The following is a 23,021-nucleotide window of genomic DNA, read 5'->3' as shown; positions in this document are numbered from 1 at the left end:
TCAGTAAGTGAAGGGGTCGACCTCTGCCTTTTCAACGGCGTGGTCGCCCACCTGCTCCGGGTAGATGACACCCTTGCGCAGAATGACATTGGCGTAAAGCCGTGGTTCGCTGGTCTGGATCACGGCATGGGCGGCCCGCACGCGATTGTAAAAGTCGGCGCCAACGAGCGGCACCACTTGTCGGTGCGGCTCGTGACGGGCGCAGCAGTCGATCATTTCCTCATGCACAGGATCGAGTTTGTCGCGATCGGCCTTGACGGTGGAGCGGAAGATCGCGTCCGGCACGAAATCGTCAATCGGCAGGACGCTCAAGACGGCGTCGAGAACGCGCACGATGCCATGGCCATCGAGGCGAATCAGCCGCCGCGCATGCTCGACACCCGGATAGTTGCCGTCGACGATCGCGATCTCGTCGCCATGCCCCATGGCACGCAGCGTCGAAAGCAGTTCGGGGCTCAGAAGCGGGTTAAGTCCCTTCAGCATATTCGACCTCCTTGAATAGAACGTTCTGGTCCGTGAGGTAGCGCGCGAAGATCGGCAGGCTGGCGCCGCCGATGGCACGCGCATGGGCGCCAACCGCTCCCTCGATGATATCAGGCATGACAACACCCTGAAGGTCGAGCAGATCCGCCTCGCGGATCGTCGCCTGCACGATCCGCTCCCGCACCCATCCGGGAAAGCCGCCGTCGATGACGGCCGCACTGAAGTCGATGATAGACGCCGCTGCGACGATTGCCTGCGCGAGCGCTTTGGCGGTGTCCTGGATCCACGTTTCGAGCGGCTCGCCGAAATCGATCCAGTCGTCGGCAGAATACCACAGCGGCTGCGGGTCAATGCCGCGTTCGCGCAGCATGTTTTCCAGCACGAAGATCGAGGCGACCTCCAGCAGCTGCAGCGTCTCACCGTTCTTGCCGCGGACGGGAAGGGGGCCAATGGCTCCGGCCGTGCCGGTGCGTCCGGAAAAGATCGCAGAATTGAGAACGATGCCGCCGCCGATGAAGGAGCCGATGAAGAAATAGACGAAGTCGGGATAGGAGGGGCCGATACCGAACACGAGCTCGGCGCCGCAGGCGCTTGTCGCATCGTTCTGCAGGTAGACCGGATAGGGAACGCGCGCAGCAATCTCGGCATGGAGATCGAAGTCGCGCCACACGTCCATGGCTCCCTTGGGAGAACCGACCTCTTCCTCCCAGTTCCAGAGTTCGAACGGGGCGGCAATGCCGATGCCTGCGATGCGGCTGCGCTGCTTCTCGTCGAGCCGGCCTTCGAGCTCTTGGATGCCGGAGGTGATGAAGTCCAGGAAAGTATCGGGCAGCGGATAGGCGTAGGTCTTGTGCAGTTGCAGGCGGATCTGGCCAAGGAAATCCATCAGCACCAAGTCGGCGCTGCGTCGGCCCATTTTTACGCCGAACGAGTAGACCGCATCCGGATTGAGGCGCATCGGGATCGATGGTTGACCAACCCGACCGCGCACCGGCTCGCCGCGGGAGAGCAGCCCTTCCTTCTCCAGTGCCCGCATGATGACGGAGACCGTCTGCGCTGAAAGACCGGTTCGACGTGCAATATCCGCCTTCGACTGGGAGCCGTAGAGGCGCACCAGCGACAGCACAAGCCGCTCGTTATAAGCGCGCACCCTGATCTGGTTCGCGCCCCCGGCCGGACTCAAAATAGGCAGTTGGGCCGGTGTCTGCACCGGACCGTCCAAAGACGACATAGCCGCTCCTCCCGCCTCTTGGTCTATGCTCCATTTTTGCCAAGCATGCCATACGGAATTAATAATTCAATTGGATTTATTTATTGACAAGGCGATTTCTTTCGCTCTTAATTGCCATCGTCAACGGCACGGAACGGCTTGGGGGAGGCCGCCGGCGAGACCGCAGCGGTTCTTGTGCTTGTCAATTCCGGCACCGCCTGGGGCGGGTCGGCAAATCTCTGGGAGGACTCAATGAAGAAATCAGTGCTTTCCGCCGCGCTCGGCGCGCTCGCTCTAGGGGTCGCCTTCTCGGCGCCTGCCATGGCAGCTGACGTTTCGGCCTGCCTCATCACCAAGACCGACACCAATCCCTTCTTCGTGAAGATGAAGGAAGGCGCGACGGCCAAGGCCAAGGAACTGGGCGTCACGCTGAAGTCCTACGCTGGCAAGATCGATGGTGACAGCGAAAGCCAGGTTGCCGCGATCGAAAGCTGCATTGCCGACGGCGCGAAGGGTATCCTGATCACCGCGTCCGACACCAAGGGTATCGTTCCCTCGGTCAAGAAGGCTCGCGACGCAGGCCTGCTGGTCATCGCACTCGACACGCCGCTCGATCCGGCTGACGCTGCCGACGCAACCTTCGCAACCGACAACCTGCTCGCCGGCAAGCTGATCGGCCAGTGGGCGAAGGAAACGCTCGGCGACAAGGCAAAGGATGCCAAGGTCGGCTTCCTCGACCTGACGCCATCGCAGCCGACCGTCGACGTTCTGCGCGACCAGGGCTTCATGATGGGCTTCGGCATCGACACCAAGGATCCGAACAAGATCGGCGATGAAGACGATGCGCGCATCGTCGGTCACGACGTAACGAACGGCAACGAAGAAGGCGGCCGCAAGGCCATGGAAAACCTTCTGCAGAAGGATCCGAGCATCAACGTCATTCACACGATCAACGAGCCGGCTGCTGTTGGCGCCTACCAGGCCCTCAAGGCTGTCGGCATGGAAAAGAACGTTCTGATCGTCTCGGTTGACGGCGGTTGCCCGGGTGTGAAGTCGGTCAAGGAAGGCGTGATCGGCGCTACCTCGCAGCAGTATCCGCTGCTCATGGCGTCGCTTGGCATCGAGGCGATCAAGAAGTTTGCCGACAGCGGTGAAAAGCCGAAGCCGACCGAAGGCAAGTCCTTCTTCGACACCGGCGTTTCGCTGGTGACCGACAAGCCGGTTTCGGGCCTCGAGTCGATCGACACGAAGGTCGGCACCGACAAGTGCTGGGGCTAAATCCCGCGATATAACTTACCGCCGGCCGGGGCTTGATCCTCGGCCGGTTTCGACCGACCATAGCTGTTGTCTCGGGAGCCGGCGAACAAAGACCGGAGCGATATGGGGCAGGGCTTCCGCGCGCGGTTTGGCGCGAAAGCGGAGGAGAAACAATGACCGGAGCACAAGACTTCGAACGGGTGCTTGACGGAAGCGACAAGAATGTCGCGTCGTTCGAGCATCAAGCCGTACCATTTGTGAAGCGTGCGCAGCACTTCCTGCACTCGACGCCGGCCGCCGTGCCGCTGATCGTGCTCGTGCTGTCGATCATTATCTTCGGGATCGCGCTTGGCGGACGCTTCTTCTCGTCCTACACGCTGACGCTTATTCTTCAGCAGATAGCCATCGTCGGTATTCTCGGCGCCGCGCAGACTCTGGTTATTCTCACAGCGGGCATCGATCTCTCGATCGGCGTGATCATGGTTATTTCGGCCGTCATCATGGGCAATTGCGCCATCACCTATGGCATTCCAACGCCCATCGCGGTGCTGGCCGGCCTGCTGGTCGGCGGCCTTTGCGGTCTACTGAACGGCTTCCTCGTCGCGTTCATGAAGCTGCCGCCGTTCATCGTGACGCTCGGTACGTGGAACATCGTGATGGCCACGAACTTCATCTATTCCGCCAACGAAACGATCCGCGACACCGATGTCGACACGCAGGCGCCGTTGCTGCATTTCTTTGCAATCAGCTTCAGGCTCGGCAGTGCAGTCCTGACGCTCGGCGTCATTGCCATGGTGCTGCTCGTCCTTGCGCTCTGGTATATCCTCAACCACACCGCTTGGGGGCGCCACGTCTACGCCGTCGGTGATGATCCCGAAGCGGCAAAGCTTTCGGGTATCCAGACGAAGAGCGTCCTGCTCACGGTCTATACGGTTTCGGGTGTGATTGCCGCCTTCGCAGCCTGGGTCTCGATCGGCCGAAATGGCTCGATCTCTCCCTCGTCAGCAGTGACGGATTATAACCTGCAGGCCATCACGGCAACCGTGATCGGCGGCATCTCGCTCTTCGGTGGCCGCGGCTCGATCCTCGGCACCCTGTTCGGCGCGATGATCGTCGGCGTTGTCTCGATGGGCCTCAACATGCTCGGCGCCGATCCGCAGTGGAAGGTGTTGCTCACCGGCGTGCTTATCATCGCCGCAGTCGCAATCGACCAGTGGATCAGAAAGGTGTCGGTGTAATATGGCGAACGAACCTCTTCTCTCGGCACGCGGTCTGGTCAAGCGCTACGGACGCGTTACCGCGCTCGATCATGCCGATTTCGATCTGTACCCAGGCGAGATCCTGGCCGTCATCGGCGACAACGGTGCCGGCAAATCGTCGCTCATCAAGGCGATCTCCGGCGCCATCACGCCCGATGAAGGCGAGATCACGCTGGAGGGCAAGACCGTCAACTTCAAGTCGCCGATGGAGGCGCGCGAAGCCGGCATCGAGACGGTCTACCAGAACCTCGCCTTGTCGCCGGCGCTGTCGATCGCGGACAATATGTTCCTCGGTCGCGAGATCCGCAGGCCCGGCATCCTCGGTAGCTGGTTCCGCATGCTCGACCGCCCGGCGATGGAGAAACGGGCTCGCGACAAGCTGACCGAGCTTGGCCTGATGACCATACAGAACATCAACCAGGCCGTCGAAACCCTTTCGGGCGGCCAGCGCCAGGGTGTGGCGGTCGCGCGGGCGGCCGCCTTCGGATCGAAGGTCGTCATCATGGACGAGCCAACGGCGGCTCTTGGCGTCAAGGAAAGCCGCAAGGTGCTGGAACTCATCCTCGACGTCCGTTCGCGCGGCTTGCCGATCGTGCTGATCTCTCACAACATGCCACACGTTTTCGAGGTTGCCGACCGCATCCATATCCATCGGCTTGGACGTCGCCTCACGGTCATCAATCCGAAGGAATATACGATGTCGGACGCCGTCGCCTTCATGACCGGCGCCAAGGCGGCTCCGACGGAGCCGGTCGCAGCATGAGCGTAACGATCGATGAAATCGCCGGCGACGTCGTCAGCCGCGCCGGCGATGTAAAGCGCTTCCTGATCGCCATCGCCGGCCCGCCCGGCGCTGGCAAGTCGACCATGGCGGACAATCTCGGCGACGCCCTCAGAGCTAGAGGAGAGACGGCCGAGGTCCTGCCGATGGACGGCTTCCATATGGACAACGCCATCCTCATCGAACGTGGCCTGCTTTCCCGGAAAGGTATCCCGGAGACCTTCGATGTCCGCGGCTTCCTCGATATCATCCGCGCCGTGCGTCCGGCCGACCAGGAAGTGTTGATCCCGGTTTTCGATCGTTCCCGCGAACTTGCCATCGCCTCGGCGCGCGTCGTCTCGCCGGAACATCGGTTTATCATCGTCGAAGGCAACTACCTGCTTTTCAGCCAAGGCAAATGGGCGGAGCTCGAAGGCATCTTCGACTACTCGGTCATGCTTGCGCCACCGATCGAGGTGCTCGAGGAACGGCTGTGGGAGCGTTGGCGCGGCTACAAGCTCAGCGAAGAGGAAGCGAGCGCCAAGGTCTATGGCAACGACCTCCCCAATGGCCGGCTGATCCTCGGTAACCGCCGTAGGGCGGACGTAACGCTTGAGGTAGCCTGATCCGCCTCTGCCGGGCCAAGCAGCCTTGCGGCAATAGATGGAATCGTTGCACGCTCGCCTACATGCAACTTCCGCTTTGTGAGCGGAACGCTTGGACATGGAGGGATAGCGCATGAGCTTCACCGAAGCAGTCTCGTCAGTCTTCTCTAAATATGCCGTTTTCAGCGGGCGCGCCGGGCGACCGGAATTTTGGTGGTTTGCGCTCTTCAATGTTGTCGCATCGCTGATCCTGGCCGTCGTCGACTATCTTCTCTTCGGCCACGAGATTCTTGGCGCAATCTACGGGCTTGCCGTCCTGCTTCCCGGCCTGGGCGTGGCGATCCGCCGCCTTCATGATGTCGGCCGCTCCGGCTGGTGGATCCTCGTCGGCATCATTCCGCTCGTAGGCTGGATCGTTCTGCTCGTCTGGTATCTCAGCCCCGGCACATCAGGCGTCAACGAATACGGTTCACCATCTGCTTGAAAGAGCCGCGGGCAAAATGTTTGCCATGCCCCGCTTCGGGGTGATAATGCGCAGGGCTGAACGTTATCAGCAGCCCGCGGAGTTTCAGCGCATGCAATCGATCACCATCCGTCGCCCCGATGATTGGCACCTTCACCTGCGTGATGGAGCCATGTTGGAGGGTGTGATTGGTGATACCAGCCGCGACTTCGCCCGCGCAATCATCATGCCGAACCTGGTGCCTCCGGTGGTCACCACCGCGGATGCTGAAGCCTATCGCGGTCGCATCATGGCGGCACTACCAAAGGGCGACAGGTTCCAGCCGCTGATGACGCTCTATCTGACGGAACATACCAACCCAGATGACGTCGAAGCCGGCAAGACAAGCGGGCTCATCACCGCGGTCAAGCTCTACCCGGCTGGTGCGACGACCAACTCGCATGGCGGCGTGCGCGATATCGAAAAGGCGATGCCGGTGCTGGAGCGGATGGCGAAGATCGGACTTCCGCTTTGCGTTCACGGCGAGGTGACGACATCTGAGGTTGACATCTTCGATCGCGAAGCGGTGTTCATTGAAACGGTGCTCGATCCCCTGCGCAAGCGTCTGCCCGAACTCAAGGTCACGATGGAGCACGTGACCACCAAGGACGGCATCGACTACATCAAGTCTGCGAAGGCCAATCTTGCAGGGTCGATCACGACGCACCACCTGATCATCAACCGCAACGCCATTCTCGTCGGCGGTATCCGCCCGCATTACTATTGCCTGCCGGTCGCCAAGCGCGAAAATCACCGGCTTGCGTTGCGTGCCGCCGCAACGAGCGGCGATCCGCGTTTCTTCCTCGGCACGGATTCGGCTCCGCATGTCGATCCGTTGAAGGAATGCGCCTGCGGCTGCGCCGGCATCTACACCTCGATCAACACGATGAGTTGCCTTGCGCATGTCTTCGAACAGGAAAACGCTCTCGACAAGCTCGAGACCTTTGCGTCGCTGAACGGACCCGTCTGGTATGGTCTGCCGGTGAACGAAGAAAGAATAACGCTGGTCAAGCGTGAAGAGCCGGTCAATTTTCCAGGTAAAGTTGAAACCGGCGGGGGCCTAGTTACAGTTTTCGATCCAATGTTCCCGCTCCATTGGGACGTTGAGCGGTAGGATTTGCTGGCATCACGCAGTTTTTACTGCTGCTGTTCTTTCAGGGCGGCGGCAATGTGCTGTCCGCGCCTTATTGTTGATTTAAATGCATGAATTTTTAACGAAATAGGTAAGACATTCCTCATAGCAGACTCGTAGGCTTCGCACGAATGAGGGGCGCGGCAGCCGTCGCGATAAAGCATGACGCTTGATTACAATTCCCTTTTGATGGCGCTTGCAGTCTCGGCCACGTGTCTTGCTGTCACGCTGCTCGGGAGTTGGTTTGCGCGCCGGACCGAGACTTTTCTCTTAACCTGTACCTTCGGTCTTGTTCTGATCGTCAGCGGCATTGTCGCCTATGGTCTTTATGTCGACGAGCCCAAGATGGGCCTTGCCGTCGTTGCCTTCGTGTTGTTCCATGCCGGCTTTGCCGCTGTTTGGGGTGCCGGCTATCAATTCCGAACTGGCAAGCTGCCGCGCATTGCCATCATTTGCTGCGCTCTCGCCGCGATGCTCGTCTCGATCCCGCTGTTGCTGCTTGGATTGGACGGGCTGGCCTTCATCGCGGATAACCTCGCGATCGCCGTATTGCTTTTTGCCACGGCCCATCAGTACTGGCGGGCGCGCGCGGAGGCGCCGGCGCCTTTGACGGGAATTACCGGCCTCTATGCCCTGACGGCGATCTCCTTTGTGCTTTGCGCCGCCGTTCTGATTGCCGATGGAAAGATGGTCCTCGGGGTTGCGCCCAGCAATTGGGCCGAGGATCTAAGCCTTGCGATCTGCATCGCCAGCATGACCGGTATCGGCGCGCTGTCGCTGGCGCTTCATCAGTGGCGGCTCGCCGCTCGCCATCGCCTGGATGCCATGACGGATCCGCTCACGGGGCTTGTGAACCGGCGGGCTCTTTTCGATCGCTATGGACAGGGCACCATGGGGCCGGCGACCGCCGTCCTGGTGTTCGATCTCGATCACTTCAAATCGATCAACGACACGTTCGGACATGCCGGCGGCGACCGCGTGCTGAAGGTCTTTGCCGGCGAGCTCGCTGCGAATTGCCGGGCCGGCGATACCGCCGCCCGTTTGGGTGGCGAGGAGTTTGCGCTGGTTTTGAAAGAGATGGCGCCGGGCCGCGCCGAAATGGTGGCGGAGCGCATCCGCAAGGCATTCGCCGCCCGAGAGATCTATCTTGAGGACGAAACCCTTAAATGCACGGTCAGCGTCGGCGTCGCGCCGGGGCGATCAATGCCAATGGATTTCGACGCCATGCTGAGCGCCGCCGACAAGGCGCTCTACGAAGCCAAGCGTGCGGGTCGTAACCGGATCGAGCTTGCAAGCCGTCTCCATTCCGTACCGGCCGGACCCGTTCGCACCGGCTCTTGATCGGAAACGTCGGCTCGCCTATGGTCGCAGTCGGCCGGATGCGGCCAGCCGCCCCGCGGCGCGAAAGCGCGATGGTGAATGCATCCAGATACCTCCTTCACATCCCTTGCCGTTTGGCGATCGATGGCGAACGGGTCAGCAGACGCGGGCACTGATCATCCTGTTTGCCGCCAACGGAAGGAATGAATCATGCGCGATTTTCGCGACGCCAAACTCATGGCGAAAGCGTTGCGGCAGGCAATGGCCGCCCGCAATATAGACCTCACGCACAGCGAAACTCTGGAGATCGTTGCTCGCCAATTCGGCTTCGATCAATGGAATATCCTATCGGCCAAGCTTGACGAGCAGGAAGCGGCGCCGTCGGCCATTGCTATCCAGCCACCAATCCCGATCTTCCGCATCTTCGACGTCGACAAGACGAAGGAGTTCTATTGCGGCTTCCTCGGCTTCGCCCTCGATTGGGAGCACCGCTTCGGCGATCATTTCCCGCTCTACTGCCAGGTATCGAGAAGCGGCATGATCTTGCACCTCAGCGAGCATTCCGGCGATGCCAGCCCCGGCGCCCGCGCCTTCATTCCCGTCACCGGCGTTCGCGCCTTTCAGGCGGAACTTGCGGCCAAGGACTATCGCTATATGAAGCCCGGTTTGCAGGAAGCACCGTGGGGCCTGGAAATGGAGGTCATTGACCCCTTCAATAACCGGCTAACATTCTGCGAGCGGACGTAACGCCGGCAGGGCGGGAAGATCGCCCCCGCCTTTTCATATTAGTATTAGGGCGCGCACGAAGGCGATCGAGGCGAGCAGCGAGGCGACCGTCCTGACATGGTTCCACCATGTCCAGTCCTTGAGATAGCTGGTCCAGAGAGCAGTCGCCTCGGCGCCGCTGCCGCTCACCTTTGCCAAGGCGTCATTCATCGGCACGTTGAAGACGATCGTCGAGAGAAACGATGCAAGCAGATAGAGCGCTGCGCCCGCGAGCATCCAAACGCTGAGGCCACCACGCCAATGAAGGAACGCGAAGGCGGCGATCACGAGACAGAGGGCCGCCGTCGGCACGAACAGCAGCATGAAGGGCGAGCGCACGATCGTGAGGTTGATGGAGTTCATCGCGGCGATGCCCTGCTCGGGAGGAATGCGGGCAAACGAGGTCATGATGAAGGTCGAGAAGGCAAAGAAGATACCCGCGACGAGGCCGCTGCCGATCGCAGCGGCCGCCAAAACGATACCGAGAACACCTGCCACTGTCATACCCTCCATGTGCGACATGCCGCGGCATCTCGAGCATAAACACCGAAATCCCTGGCAGGGCGGCCTAGAATATCCGCGACTCCACTCGCAACCTGCGAATTCCTGCCGTCAAGCACCTGCGTGAAGAGCTCCTCGAGCAGGTCGATGATGTCTTTCGGCAGCCCGGCGGCCGCAAGACCCTCCCTGAACTCTCCCATTGAGATCTGCTCATAGCTGAGGTCCCTGCCGCTCGCTGCAGCGATCTCGGCGACGGCCTCGCGGAAGGTCAGCGCCCGCGGACCGGTCAGTTCGTAGGTCTTCCCGAGGTGTCGGGTATCGGTCAACGCAGCAACGGCCGCGTCGGCAATGTCGTCCGCATCGACGAAAGGTTCTTTCACCGCGCCCGCCGTAAGCGCCAATAGACCCGCGCCGATCGGCTCGGCAAAGGCGCCCTCGCTGAAGTTCTGGCAGAACCACGAGGCGCGCAGGATGGTGTAGCCGATGCCGGATGCCTTGAGCGCATCCTCCGCCCGGTGCGCACCTTCCTCGCCGCGACCGGACAACAGCACCATATGCGTAAGGCCACAGTCGATAGCCGTGTGGGCGAGTCTGCCGATTGCATCGGCGGCCCAAGATACGGAAAGGTCAGGCTGAAAGCTCACATAGGCGCTTTTTGCTCCGACGAGCGCTGCGGCCCAGGCGGCCGGCTTTTCCCAATCGAATGGCCGCACGCTGGAGCGGGAGGCAAAGCGGAAGCCAAGTTCTCTCTTCTTCAGCCGGTCGGCCACGCGGCCACCTGTTTTGCCTGAGCCGCCGATGAGAATGATTTCGGAATCTTGCATGCTGAACACTCCTCCGATCAAAATAAGAGAAAGTCTCCCATTTGCAAAATGAGATAAACTCTCTTATTTTGATCGTCAAGTGAAAAATGGAGAGCGGAATGGGCGACAAGGTTGCCGCCAGGCGCAGACGACAGCCGGAACAGACCGGCCAGCCACGCCGCATCCCGCAGCAGAAGCGAGGCCGGGAGCGTTTCGAGAAGATCTTGTCGGCGGCGCTGGAACTGATCGAGAGGAATGGCAGCGACGCGCTGAAAATGAGCGAGATCGTTGAAAAGGCCGAGCTATCCTTCGGGGCGCTCTATCAGTATTTCCCCGACAAGAGTTCGATCATCCGCACGCTTGCTGAGCGCTTCAACGAGCAGGGCAGGGCTTGCGTCGAGGCGGAGCTCGCAACAGTGGCGGACGCGAAGACGCTCCGCCAGGCTCTCTGCAACATCGCCGACCAGTACTACGCCTTTTTCCGGCAGGAGCCGGTGATGCGAGACATTTGGATCGCCACCCAGGCCGACCGGCTGCTGCAGCAGGTCGATGCCGAGGACATGGAGTTTCATGCCCAGGCCTTGTTTTCCGTTCTTGCAAAGCTGGAGCCGGAGCGGAGCAGAAGCGAGCTGATCGCCGTTGCCAGACTGACGATGCAGCTTCTCGCCGCCGCCGTCCGCTACGCGATTTCGCTGGATGATGCCGAGGGACAGGCAGCGATTGCCCTTTATCAACGAATGCTGCCGGCCGATATCGCGCGACTGTCTTAGCCGCTGGCGCAATCGGCTAAGCCGGCAGGAAACTGCGCGCTGTGAAGTAGCCCACGCCTCCGAGCACGACCGCCACCGCCGACGCTTCACCGAGCGCCATCGCGTATTCCCGGCGTCCGGCCGTGAAGGCCAGTACAACCTTCGTGATGGTATTGACCGCGACGGCGATCAGGATGACATCGGCCGCCGTCGTCACATCGATCGTCGAGCCGACGAGGCGTGCCGTGGAAAGCGTGATGGCATCGACATCGACGAGGCCGGAGATGGCTGCCACGACGAAGAGCGCGGATGCCCCGACGTAGTCGATCGCCATCTTCGACACGAGGCTGATGAGACCGAGCAGCGCCGCGAAGGAGATGACGGTCGTGAGCTCGAAGGGGTTTTTCAGGTCAATCTCCGGCGCCTCGGTGGCAGTCTTGGAACGCCACGCTGCAAACAGGCCGGCGGCCACAAAACCGATGATCGCCGGGACGAGCGCTGAGGCGAGCGGTACCAGCATCGTGAAGGACAGGGCACTGGCGATGACAAGAACGCGAGCGTAGGAGAGGGCGCCAGCAATGCCAGCGCCGGCCGCAAGATGCCGCGCACCTTCAGGTGCCTCCGCTGAATAGCGGGCGAAGGACAGCGTCAAGGCCGTCGACGAGACAAGCCCGCCTGCCGCCCCGGCGAGCAGAACGCCTCGACCGCTGCCCATCAATCGGATCGCGATGTAGCCGGCAAAGGACAGCGCCGCTATGGTGATCGTCAAGAGCCAGAGCGAGTAAGGATTGAGCGCACCCCAGGGATCAAGCGCTCTGTCCGGCAGCAGTGGCAGAGCAATCACGGTCATCGCGAGCAGCAGCAGGGCGGAACGGAGTTCCACCCACGTCAACCCTCTGAGAAAGCCGTGCAGGCTGTGGCGCGCCGCGAGAATGACCGTCGTTGCGACGGCGCCGGCTGCCGCGGTCACAACGTCGCCGACGGCAGCCAGGACGCCGAGCCCGAATACCACAAGGGCGGCGACGACGGTGGTAATGCCATAATCGTGGTTCTCCTCCGTCTCCTGCCACTTACCGGCTATGTAAACGAGACCCAACAGCACTGCGATCGTCGCAGGGAGATACGGACCCGTCATGGATTGAAGCGTTCCGGCTATTCCGCCGAGAAAGCCGGTGAGGCCGAACGTGCGGATACCCGCGGCCCTGCCTCCAGCACGGATCTGACGCTCCTGCCAGCCTCGTTCGACGCCGACGAGGAGGCCGATGGCAAGCGCCACGCCGAGGCGCTGGAAAACTTCGATATGGTCCATGGCATGACGATATCGCCGCTTTATACGCGCGCAAGCGCAAATATCTGAAAGAATTGGTGCATTGCGGCCTCAAGGCCTCGAACGCTGCGTGGCTGGAGTGCGGCGCCGGCGACACCGTTCGATCGTCAGGACGTTTTCTGAGTATCGAACCGCTGGCCGTTCTGGAAAACTGTCGCGCTTGCTGCTATTGGCCCATAGATTTGACCAAAGGAGAGAGCGATGATCCAGACGACATTCACCGACCGCGCCGCGATGGCGGAACTCGTGGCGAAGATGCTCTGGGAGATCAAGGCGGTGCATTTCAATGCTGCCCAGCCCTACAAGTTCGCGTCCGGCATGGCGAGTCCGGTCTACATCGATTGCCGCAAGCTGCTCTCTTTCCCGCGCGTCCGCTCGACCGTGATGGATTTTGCCGCCAGCGTCGTGCTGCGCGAAGCCGGTTTCGAGCAGTTCGATTGCATTGCCGGTGGCGAGACCGCGGGCATCCCGTTTGCGGCACTGCTCGCCGATCGCCTCAGCCTGCCGATGATCTATGTCCGCAAGCAACCGAAGGGTCACGGCCGCAACGCACAGATCGAAGGCAACATGCCGGAGGGCTCGCGCGTCCTCGTCATCGAGGACCTGACGACGGCAGGCGGCAGCATGTTCAAGTTCATCGATGCTGTCAGGGCTGCCGGTGGCGTGGTCGATCACGGTATCGCGCTGTTTTATTACGGCATTTTCGATGAAGGCGCGTTGCGCTTTGCCGATGGCAAGGTGAAGCTGCACTACATCGCCACCTGGCGCGATGTTCTGGCGGTCGCCAAGGCGCAGAAGCTGTTCGACGAGAAGATTCTGAACGAAGTCGAAGCGTTCCTCGATGCGCCGCTCGCATGGTCCGGACGCAACGGCGGCATTTCATCACTTTGAATGAAGAATTGCGTCGCGGCGCTTTGCTTTTGCCACGAAATTATCTAATCGATTTGAACATCGATGGATCGTAATGCTTGGGAGGCCGGAATGATTTTGTGCTGTGGCGAAGCGCTGATTGACATGTTGCCGCGGGAAACGACTCTCGGTGAGAAGGGGTTTGCGCCCTACGCCGGCGGTGCGATCTTCAATACGGCGATCGCGCTCGGACGCCTCGGCATCCCGACGGCCTTCTTCACCGGCCTCGCCGACGATATGATGGGCGAGATCCTGCGCGATACGCTGAAGGCGAGCAATGTCGACTTCAGCCTCTGCGCCATTACCCCGCGCCCGTCGACGGTCGCCTTCGTCAAGCTCGTCAACGGTCAGGCCACCTATGCCTTCTACGACGAAGGCACGGCCGGGCGCATGATCACGACCGAAGACCTGCCCGTTCTCGGCGACGATTGCGAGGCGCTGCATTTCGGCGCGATCAGCCTGATCCCCAGCCCTTGCGGCGAGACCTATGAAGCGCTTCTCGACCGCGAGTGCGACAAGCGGGTGATTTCGCTGGATCCAAACATCCGCCCCGGCTTCATCAAGAACAAGGAAGCCCATATGGCGCGTATCAAGCGCATGGCGTCGAAGTCCGACATCCTGAAGTTCTCCGACGAGGATCTGGAGTGGTTCGGCCTCGAGGGCAGCCATGACGACCTGGCGGCCTACTGGCTGAAGCAGGGTGCCAAGCTCGTCGTCATCACCAAGGGAGCTGAAGGTGCATCAGGCTACACCAACGAACGCAAGGTCACCGTCCCGAGCGAGCGCGTTACCGTCGTCGATACCGTCGGCGCCGGTGATACCTTCGACGCCGGCGTGCTTGCGTCGCTGAAGATCGATGATCTCCTGACCAAGGAAAAGGTCGCGTCGCTCAGCGAAAAGGCGCTGCAGAACGCCCTCTCGCTCGGCGCCAAGGCCGCAGCCGTCACCGTCTCGCGCGCCGGAGCCAATCCCCCGTGGGCAAAAGAAATCGGTCTCTGAGCCGAGGCCTATAACCGATCGAGAAAGGCGAGCACTTCGCGGTTGAAGTGCTCGGGCCGCTGCAGCGGTGCGAAATGGCTCACCTCTGGCAGGAGGATCAACTCGGCATCGGGAATGCTGCGTGCCAGATAATCCGCGTGCTCGCGCTTGATGAATTCGTCGTTCTCTCCGAGCACGACCGCGACCGGCACCTTGATGCTCGCGAGGTCGGCGGGCTTATAGTTCGGCTCGCTTGCCATCATCTTCGACACGTCGCCGACGAAGCTCTCGAAGGCGTCGGGCGTGGCGGATAGCGCCCGATAGTCCTTTCGATGCCGGCTGAAGCAACGATCGATGATCGGGGTCGGCTTGAATTCAAGCGTGCCGCTCGGGTCCATGTTGCAGGCGAAGAAAAACACACCGGAAACCCGCTCCGGCCGCTGGTCGGCGAGAATAAGCGCCGTGCATGCCCCGTCGCTCCAGCCGACGAGCGCGGCCTTTACCAGTCCTAGGTGATCCATCACCGCAAGCACGTCTTCGGACATCCGCGTGTAATGATAGGGACGCGCGTCACGCGTGCTGCGGCCGTGGCCGCGGCTGTCAATGACGACGACTTGCCGGCCCGTGGCGACGAGCGCTGGCACCTGAAAGCCCCAGTTTCCTGCATTGCCGAGCCCACCATGTAACAGGATCACGGCCGGACCGGAGCCGTAGCTCGCATACCAGATGCGGGCGCCGTCATTCTCAACGAAGCCATGGTGCTGCGACCTAGGTAGCGGCGCCGCGCCATGCGCTTCGAAATTCACAAGTTCGTCGTCCGTTACGCTCATTCAACCTCTCCGCATCGCGACGTACCTATAACGCATGGCGAGGTCGGATTTCGACATGGACTACGCGAAATACCGCGTCGCGGGCGAGCCTGGGTAGAAATCGACGCATGTCATACTTAATAGACCGCTAATATTGCGACCTGTACCTTCAATGTTTAACGTTGGAGGAGAAGAAATGGTTCTACGCGTTGACGGTCACGGCTGGTCGCTCGGCAGCGTCGAAGCCGGTCATTGTTCGGCGGCGACCAAAGCCGCGATCAAGTGCGCACTGGAAGCGTCATCGGAGTTCGACAGCACGCAGATCATTGTTTCAATGCTTGGCGATTTCGTGGTGCTTGAAGGCTTTGTCCGCTGTCGTGGAGATGACGAACTGGCCGTGGATGTCGCCGCCGCCATCGTCGGGTCGAGTCACGTTCACAATCGACTGCTATGTCGTGGCTTCCCGAAGAGGCCGAACTAGAGGCGGCTTTCTGAGCCCCCAGTTCGCAAACTGTGAGAAGCTCCCGCGGTCAGCCGCGGGAGCTTTTTTGTCTCGATGCTCTTACTTGGCGAGCTTCGCCAGCGCGGCGACCAGGCCCTGTGTCGAGGAATCGTGACCGGCGGCGCTTTCCTTGCCTTCCACGACGGGCAGCAGCCCGGTTGCCAGTTCCTTGCCGAGCTCGACGCCCCACTGGTCGAACGAGTTGATGCGGAACAGCACGCCTTCGACGAAGACGCGGTGCTCGTAGAGCGCGATCAGGCGGCCGAGCGCATAGGGTGTCAGCTTGTCGTAGACGAAGGTGATCGATGGGCGATTGCCGGTGAAGACACGGTGCGGCGCGATGAAATCGGCCTTTTTGTCGTCCATGCCCTTGTCGGTCAGCTGCTTCTTCGCTTCTTCGAAGGTACGCCCCTTCATCAGCGCTTCCGACTGTGCAAGCACATTCGAGATCAGCAACTGGTGCTGGTGGCGGAGATTTGGTTCGAAGGCGTTCGCCGCGATCATGAACTCGGCCGGGATGACGCTCGTGCCCTGGTGGATCAGCTGGTAGAAGGCGTGCTGGCCATTGGTGCCGGGCTCGCCCCAGACGACCGGGCCGGAATTGCCTTCTACCGGCGTGCCGTCGATCGTGACGCCCTTGCCGTTCGATTCCATGTCGAGCTGCTGCAGGTAGGCCGGAAAGCGGGACAGGCGCTGGTCATAAGGCAGGACCGCTCGGGTTGGATAGCCGAGCACATTGCGGTGATAGAAGCCGATCAGGCCGAGCAGCATTGGTAGGTTCTTGGTAACGGGCGCCGTGCGGAAGTGATTGTCGACGGCATGGGCGCCCTCGAGAAACTTGATGAAATTCTCCGGCCCGATGGCGATCATGATCGGCAGGCCGATTGCCGACCAAAGCGAATAACGGCCGCCCACCCAATCCCAGAAGCCGAAGACGCGCTCGCTCCCGATGCCGAAAGCCGCGACCTTGTCGAGTGCGGTCGAAACGGCGGCGAAATGATGCTGAACGGCAGCCTCGCCGAGCGCGTCGGCGATGAACTTGCGCGCCGTCTGCGCGTTCGTCATCGTCTCCACCGTCGTGAACGTCTTGGAGGCGACGATGAAGAGCGTCGTCTCGGGCTGAACGAGCTTCAGCGTATCGGCGATATGGGCGCCATCGATGTTGGAAACGAAATGCGCGCGCGGGCCGTCATGGAATGGTGCCAACGCCAGCGTCGCCATCACGGGGCCGAGGTCGGAGCCGCCGATGCCGATATTGATGACGTCGGTGATCGCCTTGCCGGTCGCGCCCTTGAGGCTGCCGGAGCGGATGCCGTCGGCGAATGTGCCCATGGCTGATAGAACGGCGTTGACGTCGGGCATCACGTCCTTGCCGTCAACCAGCACCGGCGTGTTGGAGCGGTTGCGCAGAGCGGTGTGCAGAACGGCACGGTTTTCAGTGAAATTGATCGCCTTGCCTGAGAACATCTCGTCGCGCTTGGCTTCGACGCCGCCCGTTTCCGCGAGCTTAACCAGGAGAGCTAGAATCTCGTCGTTCACCGCCGTCTTGGAATAGTCCATCAGGAGGTCGTCAAGCGACACGCTAAAATGGGAGAAGCGCTGCGGATCGGCGGCAAAGGCGGCGCGCAGATCAGTCGCCTTGGTAGCGGCCGCAGTGCTCTTCAATTGTTCGACGATGGCATTCATGGGAGGCTCCTTTGCAGGGCGAGAGGGTCGCGGAAACTATTCGCTTTGTAGGGCGCAAATCAAGTTCGGCGACCTCCCTGGACGCAAAAAAGCCACCCGCCTAAGCGGATGGCCGTAATTTCACGCAACCGTCAAACTTAGCCGCGGAGATCCTTGCGCAGGATTTTTCCGACCGGCGTCTTTGGCAACTCGGTGCGGAATTCCACGAAGCGCGGACGCTTGTAGTTGGTGAGGTTCGCAGCGCAATGCGCCTTCACATCGGCCTCCGTCAGCGCCGGATCCTTGCGCACCACAAAGAGCTTCACGGCCTCGCCGGAGTGCCCGTCGGGGATGCCGACCGCTGCCGCTTCGAGAATGCCCGGATGCATCGCCGCCACTTCCTCGATTTCGTTCGGATAGACGTTGAAGCCGGAGACGAGGATCATGTCCTTCTTCCGGTCGACGATCTTGGTATAGCCGCGTGCATCCATGAAACCCATGTCGCCGGTGCGGAAATAGCCGTCCGCCGTCATCACACGGGCGGTTTCCTCCGGCTTGTTCCAATAGCCGGCCATCACCTGCGGCCCGCGGATGCAGATTTCGCCGATTTCGCCGAGAGGCAGCGAGTTGCCGTCCTCGTCGCGAATGTCGAGATCGGTGGAGGGGATCGGCAGGCCGATCGAGCCGGTGAACTCCGCCGAATCGAAGCGGTTCGCCGTCGCCACCGGCGAGGTCTCGGAAAGCCCGTAGCCCTCGGTAATGTGGGAGCCGGTGATCTTCATCCAGCGCTCGGCGACCGGCCGCTGCACTGCCATGCCGCCACCGAGCGACATCACGATGTTAGAGAAGTCCAGCTTGGCAAAATCGGCATTGTTCATCAGCGCATTGAAGAGCGTATTGAGACCGGGGAAGATATGAACCTTCACCTTGCCGAATTCCTTGACCAGGGCCGGAATATCGCGCGGATTGGCGACGAGGATATTGTGGGCGCCGAGCGACATGCCCATCAGCGAATTCACCGTCAGCGCGAAGATGTGATAGAGCGGCAAGGCGCAGAGGAAGTTCAGGACCTCCGGGCGCGGCTTCTTGTCGAAGGCCGATTCCAGCCAGAGTTCGAGCTGCAGCTTGTTGGAGAGCAGGTTCCTGTGCGTCAGCACTGCGCCCTTGGCGATGCCCGTCGTGCCGCCGGTGTATTGCAGGAAGGCGATGTCGTTACCCTTGAGGCTTGCGGGCTTCAGTGATTTGCCTGCGCCCTCGCCGAGCACCTGCTTGAACGTTTTGTGCTGGGGGATCGACCATGAGGGAACGAGCTTCTTGACCCTTCGCACGAGCAGATTGACGATCAAGCCCTTGGCGCCCAGCATCTCGCCGAGCGACGTGACGACGACATGGCGCACGTCGGTTTTGACCAGCACCTGCTCGACCGTGCGAGCGAAATTCTCGAGCACGAAAATGGCCTTGGCGCCGGAATCGCGCAGCTGGTGTTCCAGTTCGCGGGGCGTGTAAAGCGGATTGACATTCACGACCACGAAGCCGGCGCGCAGGATGCCGTAAACGGCGACCGGATTCTGCAGGACGTTCGGCATCATGACGGCGATGCGATCACCCTTCTCGAGGCCGATGCTCTGCAGCCACGCCGCAATCTTGCGGGTTTGGCTTTCAAGCGCGCCGTAGGTCAGTGTCTTGCCCATGCTGGAAAAGGCGGTGCGATTGGCATAGCGCGCGCAGGATTTCTCGAGCAATTCCGCCAACGATTCGTATTCCAGTGCGGGAAGCTCTGCCGGCACACTCTCGGGATAAGTCGCAAGCCAGGGCTTTTCGGGCTTCGCACCGCCTGGATGGACGGAAATGCTGTTCATATTGTCTCTCTCCCTGTCGCTGCCGGCCGGTCCAACCGGCAAGCCGATTGGACGATCCTCCATCTTCCAACGCGGCAGCTTATGTCATCGCCTGAATGGTTCAAGCTGAGAATAGAGCTACACTAACCTTAACGTAAACGTCAATAACGCAGCGTCTGCGGTTGTCGTGAGTAAAGTTGGGAACATCGAGTTCGGGGTAGCGTTTTTATGCGTGGACCAACCACGAGGAAAACCAAAAGGAGGTGCACCATGCTGCATCAGGACGCTGACAACACCCGCCGTGACCCGAACGTGAAGGATACTCCGACGCTGATTGCCAGCGACCGCGTGGAAGGCACCCGCGTCTATGGAGCCGATGGCAAGCATATCGGTTCGATCGAACGATTGATCCTCGGCAAGCGGGACGGCCGCGTTGCCTACGCCGTGCTTGAGTTCGGCGGTTTCTTGGGTATTGGCCACGATCACTATCCACTGCCGTGGGAAAAGCTGAGCTACGACACCCAGCTGGACGGCTATCGCATCGACCTGACGAAGGAGCAGATCGAAGGCGCGCCGAGCTATGCGGATGATGACGACACCTGGTACAACGATAATGGCCGCCGAGTGTATGATTACTACGGCGTGCCGCCCTACTGGATGTAACGTCGTCCGCTCACGTGCGATCCATCGATCGCGCGTACATGCGCTGCGCCAACGCGCCTTCTGACGCGCGGCGTGGTAAAACGACCTGGATGGGCCCCGTCGCGGACGGGGCCTTTTCAGCTTCTGGCAACGAGGTCGTTGGCTGAGCGCAGCACTGTGCCAAGTGCGATATCGCCTGCCGAGAACGCTTTTGCAGTGCGCAGCGCGAATGTGTGGCTTTCACCCGGAAGCAACGTGACCAGCATGGAATCGACGACTGCATCAGGATCGAGCCGGTCGGCCATGAGGCAGAGATCCTTAAGGAAGGTCTGTGCCGTAATTGTCACAGCATATCCTTCCGTGGTGGCGCTAAGCTCGATCGACGCCCGCGGTGCCGGGAGCTTCAAATCAAAGTCCTCGGCGAAATAGTGGAAGGCGCGCCGGTCAAGCATCTGCACGACGATGAGCTCGTTACCGGCATCATCCGGCGTTGCGACATCGGCCGACAGCGGAAACTCCTTCGCCTCAAACCGGTCGCAGAGCAGCCGCCAGAACTCGAATTCGGCCAGTACCGTTCCGTCAAGCCGCAGCCGTTTGCCTGATATTTTCGAGCGCCAGAACAGCGTGCGTTCGTTGACGGCGACGGCTGCCAGTCCACCGTTGCGTGGCTGGATCGTCAGCAGCCTGGGATCGAATGCCTGCTGCATTGCATACCAGAGCGGCTTGCGCCGTCCCGCTGAATCGAGTGCTGCCCAGGACGTCACCGGCCAGCAATCGTTGAACTGCCAGACGACGGCACCTTTGCAGATGTCGCGATGCGAGCGCATGTGCTCGATCGCAAAGCGGATGGCGCGTGCCTGGTTCAGCTGTGTTGCGAAGTGCCAGTCGTCCATCGTCTGCGGCACAGGCAGATGCCCGGCAAGGCCGCGGATCAGCTTGTCATTGCCTTGGGTGGCCTTCTGATGATGGAACACGCCGTTGGAAACCGGCGTCAGCGGCGCGTCGTGCACGCTTTCTTCGATCGTCGCCCAGTTCGGCGGCGCCTGCCAGCCGAATTCGGAGCAGAAGCGCGGGATGTAGTTGCGATAGATCTCGTAGCCGACGTCGTTCCAGACGTCCCAGATATGCTTGCAGCCGTGCTCATCGGCGTTGGGCTCGATCTCCATCGTCCCGGAGTAGGGGCTACCGGGATAGTACGGCCGATCGGGATCCAGCTCGGCGCAGAGCTTCGGCAGGACGTCGAGATAGTAGCCGAGCCCCCAGCTCACGCCCTCCTTGATGATAGGCCGCCAGCCCCATTCGTCGAAACCCCAGATGTTCTCGTTATTGCCGTTCCAGACGATCAGCGACGGATGCGGCATCAGGCGCACGACGTTGTCGCGGACCTCGGCTTCGACCTCGCTGCGCAAGGGTTCTTCTTCCGGATAGGAGGCACAGGCAAACAGGAAATCCTGCCAGACGAGCATGCCGGCGCGGTCGCAGGCCTCGTAGAATTCGTCGCGCTCGAAGATGCCGCCGCCCCAGACGCGCAGCAGGTTGATGTTCGCAGCTTTCGCCTCCTCGATGCGGGAAACGTAGCGCTCGACCGTTACCCGCGACGGGAAGCAATCGTCAGGAATCCAGTTCGCGCCGCAGACGAAAAGCGGCACGTCGTTGATGACGAAGGTGAAGGCGGAGCCGTGTTCGTCTGGAGCCGTATCGAGCCGAACCGAACGAAAGCCGATCTCCTTCGAATAACTGTCGAGTAAGTCATAGCTTACGCCGTCCCGCAATTCGATTTGCAGCGGATAGAGCGGCTGGGCGCCAAGATGGTGCGGCCACCAGATCTGCGGCGAGGGAACGGTCAGCTGGAACTCGACCTCGTCAGCTCCCTCCGGGAGTTCGGCGACATGGCTGACGCCGGCGAGGGTTGCAACAAGTTTTGCCGGAACGCCGTCTTGGCGCTCGACGCTTGCACGAACTGTCACGCGCCCGTCGCCGCCGGCAAGCGTCGCCGAAACCCGTGTCTCCGCAAGTCGGGCTCGCTCCCAGCTTTCCAGCCGCGCCGGCTTCCAGATCCCCGCTGTCACCAGCGTCGGACCCCAGTCCCAGCCGAAGTTGCAGGCCATCTTGCGCATCAGGTTGCCGGGGCCGGGATAATTGTTCGGGCGATAGCCGTAATGCGCCTCCATCTCGGCGCCGTAGGCGTAAGCGGAGCGGAAGGTCACGACCAGCTCGTTCGCACCTTGCTTGAGCCGCTCCGACACGTCGAAGCGATAGATGCGGTGCATGTTGAAGGTGCGGCCGAGCTCCTCGCCGTTCAGCACGATCGTCGCGACGGTATCGAGGCCTTCGAACACCAGTTCCTGGACCTTCCCGGCATCCGGCGATGCATCGAAGCTGCAGCGATAGGTCCAGTCTTCCTTGCCGATCCAGTCGTTGGTGATCTCGTTGACGTCGAGATAGGGATCGGGGATGAGTCGGTTGGCGAGCAGGTCGAGATGCACGTAGCCGGGTACCTGTGCCGGAATTTCAGCAGGCAGGTCGCGTCGACCTGTAACGTTGCAGGAGAGCGTCCAGCCCCGGTTCAGTTCGGTCTTTTCGATCATGAGAAACTCTTAGAGATAACGGCCGTGACGCTGCAGGACTTCGATCTTGTAGCCGTCGGGATCGGTGATGAAGAAGAACAGCGCCAGCAGCTTGCCGTCGCGATTGAGCTCGACGATCTTGCCGGGGTTCAGGCCGGCCTCGGTCAGGCGCTTGTGCTCCACCTCGACCTCCTGGACGGAGAGGGCCAGATGCCCATAGCCGTTGCCGAGATCATAGGGCTCGCTGCGCCCCTTGTTGACCGTCAGCTCCAGCTCGAAGCCGGTCTCGTCATTGCTCATGTAAATCAGGGTGAAGGTGTCGAAGTCGATGCGATCGGCGACCTTGAGGCCGAGCACCTTGCCATAGAACTCGACCGAACGCGCCTCGTCGAGGACGCGGATCATGGAGTGAATCATCTTGGCCAAAGCTGCCTCCCA

At 61.1% G+C, this 23,021-nt stretch carries 23 protein-coding genes; 13 read left to right on the top strand and 10 right to left on the bottom strand.

What is annotated here, in order from left to right:
• Both FHT97_RS05610 and FHT97_RS05605 read right to left on the bottom strand, forming a co-directional pair.
• On the bottom strand, positions 1-483 hold the full coding sequence (locus FHT97_RS05610) for an RbsD/FucU family protein (protein WP_183753138.1): 483 nt from the start codon (positions 481-483) through the stop codon (positions 1-3).
• Positions 467-1,714: an ROK family transcriptional regulator gene (locus FHT97_RS05605; protein ID WP_183860464.1), complete on the bottom strand. Its 1,248-nt coding sequence runs from the start codon at positions 1,712-1,714 to the stop codon at positions 467-469. Before FHT97_RS05605 ends, FHT97_RS05610 begins: the two co-directional genes overlap by 17 nt.
• Positions 1,715-1,945: 231 nt before the next feature.
• Between FHT97_RS05605 and FHT97_RS05600 the strand changes: the two genes are divergently transcribed.
• The 8 genes from FHT97_RS05600 to FHT97_RS05565 all read left to right on the top strand — a co-directional run bounded on the left by FHT97_RS05600 (position 1,946) and on the right by FHT97_RS05565 (position 9,275).
• Positions 1,946-2,971 (top strand): sugar ABC transporter substrate-binding protein, encoded by a 1,026-nt coding sequence (locus FHT97_RS05600; protein WP_016552567.1) that lies wholly within the window; start codon positions 1,946-1,948, stop codon positions 2,969-2,971.
• A gap of 152 nt (positions 2,972-3,123) precedes the next feature.
• On the top strand, positions 3,124-4,188 hold the full coding sequence (locus FHT97_RS05595; RefSeq protein WP_183753134.1) for an ABC transporter permease: 1,065 nt from the start codon (positions 3,124-3,126) through the stop codon (positions 4,186-4,188).
• Between the two features lies 1 nt (position 4,189).
• The gene (locus FHT97_RS05590; protein WP_183753132.1) at positions 4,190-4,972 is read left to right on the top strand and encodes an ATP-binding cassette domain-containing protein; all 783 of its coding nucleotides are present in this window, start codon (positions 4,190-4,192) and stop codon (positions 4,970-4,972) included.
• On the top strand, positions 4,969-5,595 hold the full coding sequence (locus FHT97_RS05585; protein WP_183860462.1) for a nucleoside triphosphate hydrolase: 627 nt from the start codon (positions 4,969-4,971) through the stop codon (positions 5,593-5,595). Before FHT97_RS05590 ends, FHT97_RS05585 begins: the two co-directional genes overlap by 4 nt.
• A 112-nt stretch (positions 5,596-5,707) precedes the next feature.
• The gene (locus FHT97_RS05580) at positions 5,708-6,058 is read left to right on the top strand and encodes a DUF805 domain-containing protein (protein WP_183860460.1); all 351 of its coding nucleotides are present in this window, start codon (positions 5,708-5,710) and stop codon (positions 6,056-6,058) included.
• 91 nt (positions 6,059-6,149) lie between these two features.
• Complete coding sequence (gene pyrC / locus FHT97_RS05575) at positions 6,150-7,190, top strand: dihydroorotase (protein WP_183860458.1); 1,041 nt, start codon at positions 6,150-6,152, stop codon at positions 7,188-7,190.
• Positions 7,191-7,370: 180 nt separating this feature from the next.
• Entirely contained in the window at positions 7,371-8,549 is a 1,179-nt protein-coding gene (locus tag FHT97_RS05570; RefSeq protein WP_183860456.1) for a GGDEF domain-containing protein, read from the top strand.
• A 189-nt stretch (positions 8,550-8,738) separates the two neighbouring features.
• Positions 8,739-9,275: a glyoxalase superfamily protein gene (locus FHT97_RS05565; RefSeq protein ID WP_183860454.1), complete on the top strand. Its 537-nt coding sequence runs from the start codon at positions 8,739-8,741 to the stop codon at positions 9,273-9,275.
• Positions 9,276-9,308: 33 nt separating this feature from the next.
• Here FHT97_RS05565 and FHT97_RS05560 read toward each other — a convergent pair whose 3' ends face one another.
• Together FHT97_RS05560 and FHT97_RS05555 are read right to left on the bottom strand one after the other, a co-directional pair.
• Positions 9,309-9,806: an anthrone oxygenase family protein gene (locus FHT97_RS05560; RefSeq protein WP_183753889.1), complete on the bottom strand. Its 498-nt coding sequence runs from the start codon at positions 9,804-9,806 to the stop codon at positions 9,309-9,311.
• Positions 9,794-10,618, bottom strand: a complete 825-nt coding sequence (locus FHT97_RS05555; protein WP_183860452.1) for an NmrA family NAD(P)-binding protein — start codon at positions 10,616-10,618, stop codon at positions 9,794-9,796. Before FHT97_RS05555 ends, FHT97_RS05560 begins: the two co-directional genes overlap by 13 nt.
• 98 nt (positions 10,619-10,716) lie before the next feature.
• Between FHT97_RS05555 and FHT97_RS05550 the strand changes: the two genes are divergently transcribed.
• Positions 10,717-11,367: a TetR/AcrR family transcriptional regulator gene (locus tag FHT97_RS05550; protein ID WP_183860450.1), complete on the top strand. Its 651-nt coding sequence runs from the start codon at positions 10,717-10,719 to the stop codon at positions 11,365-11,367.
• A gap of 16 nt (positions 11,368-11,383) precedes the next feature.
• On the opposite strand, the gene FHT97_RS05545 is transcribed toward FHT97_RS05550, so the two are convergent.
• Positions 11,384-12,655, bottom strand: a complete 1,272-nt coding sequence (locus FHT97_RS05545; RefSeq protein ID WP_183860448.1) for an MgtC/SapB family protein — start codon at positions 12,653-12,655, stop codon at positions 11,384-11,386.
• 219 nt (positions 12,656-12,874) lie between these two features.
• On the opposite strand from FHT97_RS05545, the gene FHT97_RS05540 reads away from it, so the two are divergent.
• Both FHT97_RS05540 and FHT97_RS05535 read left to right on the top strand, forming a co-directional pair.
• Positions 12,875-13,564 carry an orotate phosphoribosyltransferase gene (locus tag FHT97_RS05540; RefSeq protein ID WP_183860446.1) on the top strand — a complete coding sequence of 230 codons (690 nt, stop codon included), beginning with the start codon at positions 12,875-12,877 and terminating at the stop codon, positions 13,562-13,564.
• A 90-nt stretch (positions 13,565-13,654) separates the two neighbouring features.
• Entirely contained in the window at positions 13,655-14,581 is a 927-nt protein-coding gene (locus FHT97_RS05535) for a carbohydrate kinase (RefSeq protein WP_183860444.1), read from the top strand.
• Positions 14,582-14,589: 8 nt separating this feature from the next.
• On the opposite strand, the gene FHT97_RS05530 is transcribed toward FHT97_RS05535, so the two are convergent.
• Positions 14,590-15,390, bottom strand: coding sequence for an alpha/beta hydrolase (locus tag FHT97_RS05530; RefSeq protein ID WP_183860442.1), 801 nt, complete (start codon positions 15,388-15,390; stop codon positions 14,590-14,592).
• A gap of 175 nt (positions 15,391-15,565) precedes the next feature.
• Between FHT97_RS05530 and FHT97_RS05525 the strand changes: the two genes are divergently transcribed.
• Positions 15,566-15,850: a BON domain-containing protein gene (locus FHT97_RS05525; RefSeq protein ID WP_183860440.1), complete on the top strand. Its 285-nt coding sequence runs from the start codon at positions 15,566-15,568 to the stop codon at positions 15,848-15,850.
• Between the two features lie 81 nt (positions 15,851-15,931).
• On the opposite strand, the gene pgi is transcribed toward FHT97_RS05525, so the two are convergent.
• Positions 15,932-17,557, bottom strand: a complete 1,626-nt coding sequence (pgi, locus tag FHT97_RS05520) for a glucose-6-phosphate isomerase (RefSeq protein WP_183860438.1) — start codon at positions 17,555-17,557, stop codon at positions 15,932-15,934.
• A gap of 137 nt (positions 17,558-17,694) precedes the next feature.
• Entirely contained in the window at positions 17,695-19,395 is a 1,701-nt protein-coding gene (locus FHT97_RS05515) for a long-chain fatty acid--CoA ligase (RefSeq protein WP_183860436.1), read from the bottom strand.
• A 249-nt stretch (positions 19,396-19,644) separates the two neighbouring features.
• Here FHT97_RS05515 and FHT97_RS05510 point away from each other — a divergent pair, with 249 nt between their 5' ends.
• Positions 19,645-20,037, top strand: a complete 393-nt coding sequence (locus tag FHT97_RS05510) for a PRC-barrel domain-containing protein (RefSeq protein ID WP_183753103.1) — start codon at positions 19,645-19,647, stop codon at positions 20,035-20,037.
• A 116-nt stretch (positions 20,038-20,153) separates the two neighbouring features.
• Here FHT97_RS05510 and FHT97_RS05505 read toward each other — a convergent pair whose 3' ends face one another.
• Together FHT97_RS05505 and FHT97_RS05500 are read right to left on the bottom strand one after the other, a co-directional pair.
• Positions 20,154-22,604, bottom strand: coding sequence for a glycoside hydrolase family 2 protein (locus tag FHT97_RS05505; RefSeq protein WP_183860434.1), 2,451 nt, complete (start codon positions 22,602-22,604; stop codon positions 20,154-20,156).
• A 9-nt stretch (positions 22,605-22,613) separates the two neighbouring features.
• Positions 22,614-23,009 (bottom strand): glyoxalase superfamily protein, encoded by a 396-nt coding sequence (locus tag FHT97_RS05500; protein WP_183860432.1) that lies wholly within the window; start codon positions 23,007-23,009, stop codon positions 22,614-22,616.
• Positions 23,010-23,021 lie beyond the last annotated feature (12 nt).

It is taken from the genome of Rhizobium sp. BK399 (assembly GCF_014194695.1).
GTDB lineage: Bacteria > Pseudomonadota > Alphaproteobacteria > Rhizobiales > Rhizobiaceae > Rhizobium.
The sequence above is the reverse complement of the archived record's forward strand: the minus strand, read 5'-3'. Positions and strand labels throughout refer to the sequence as shown.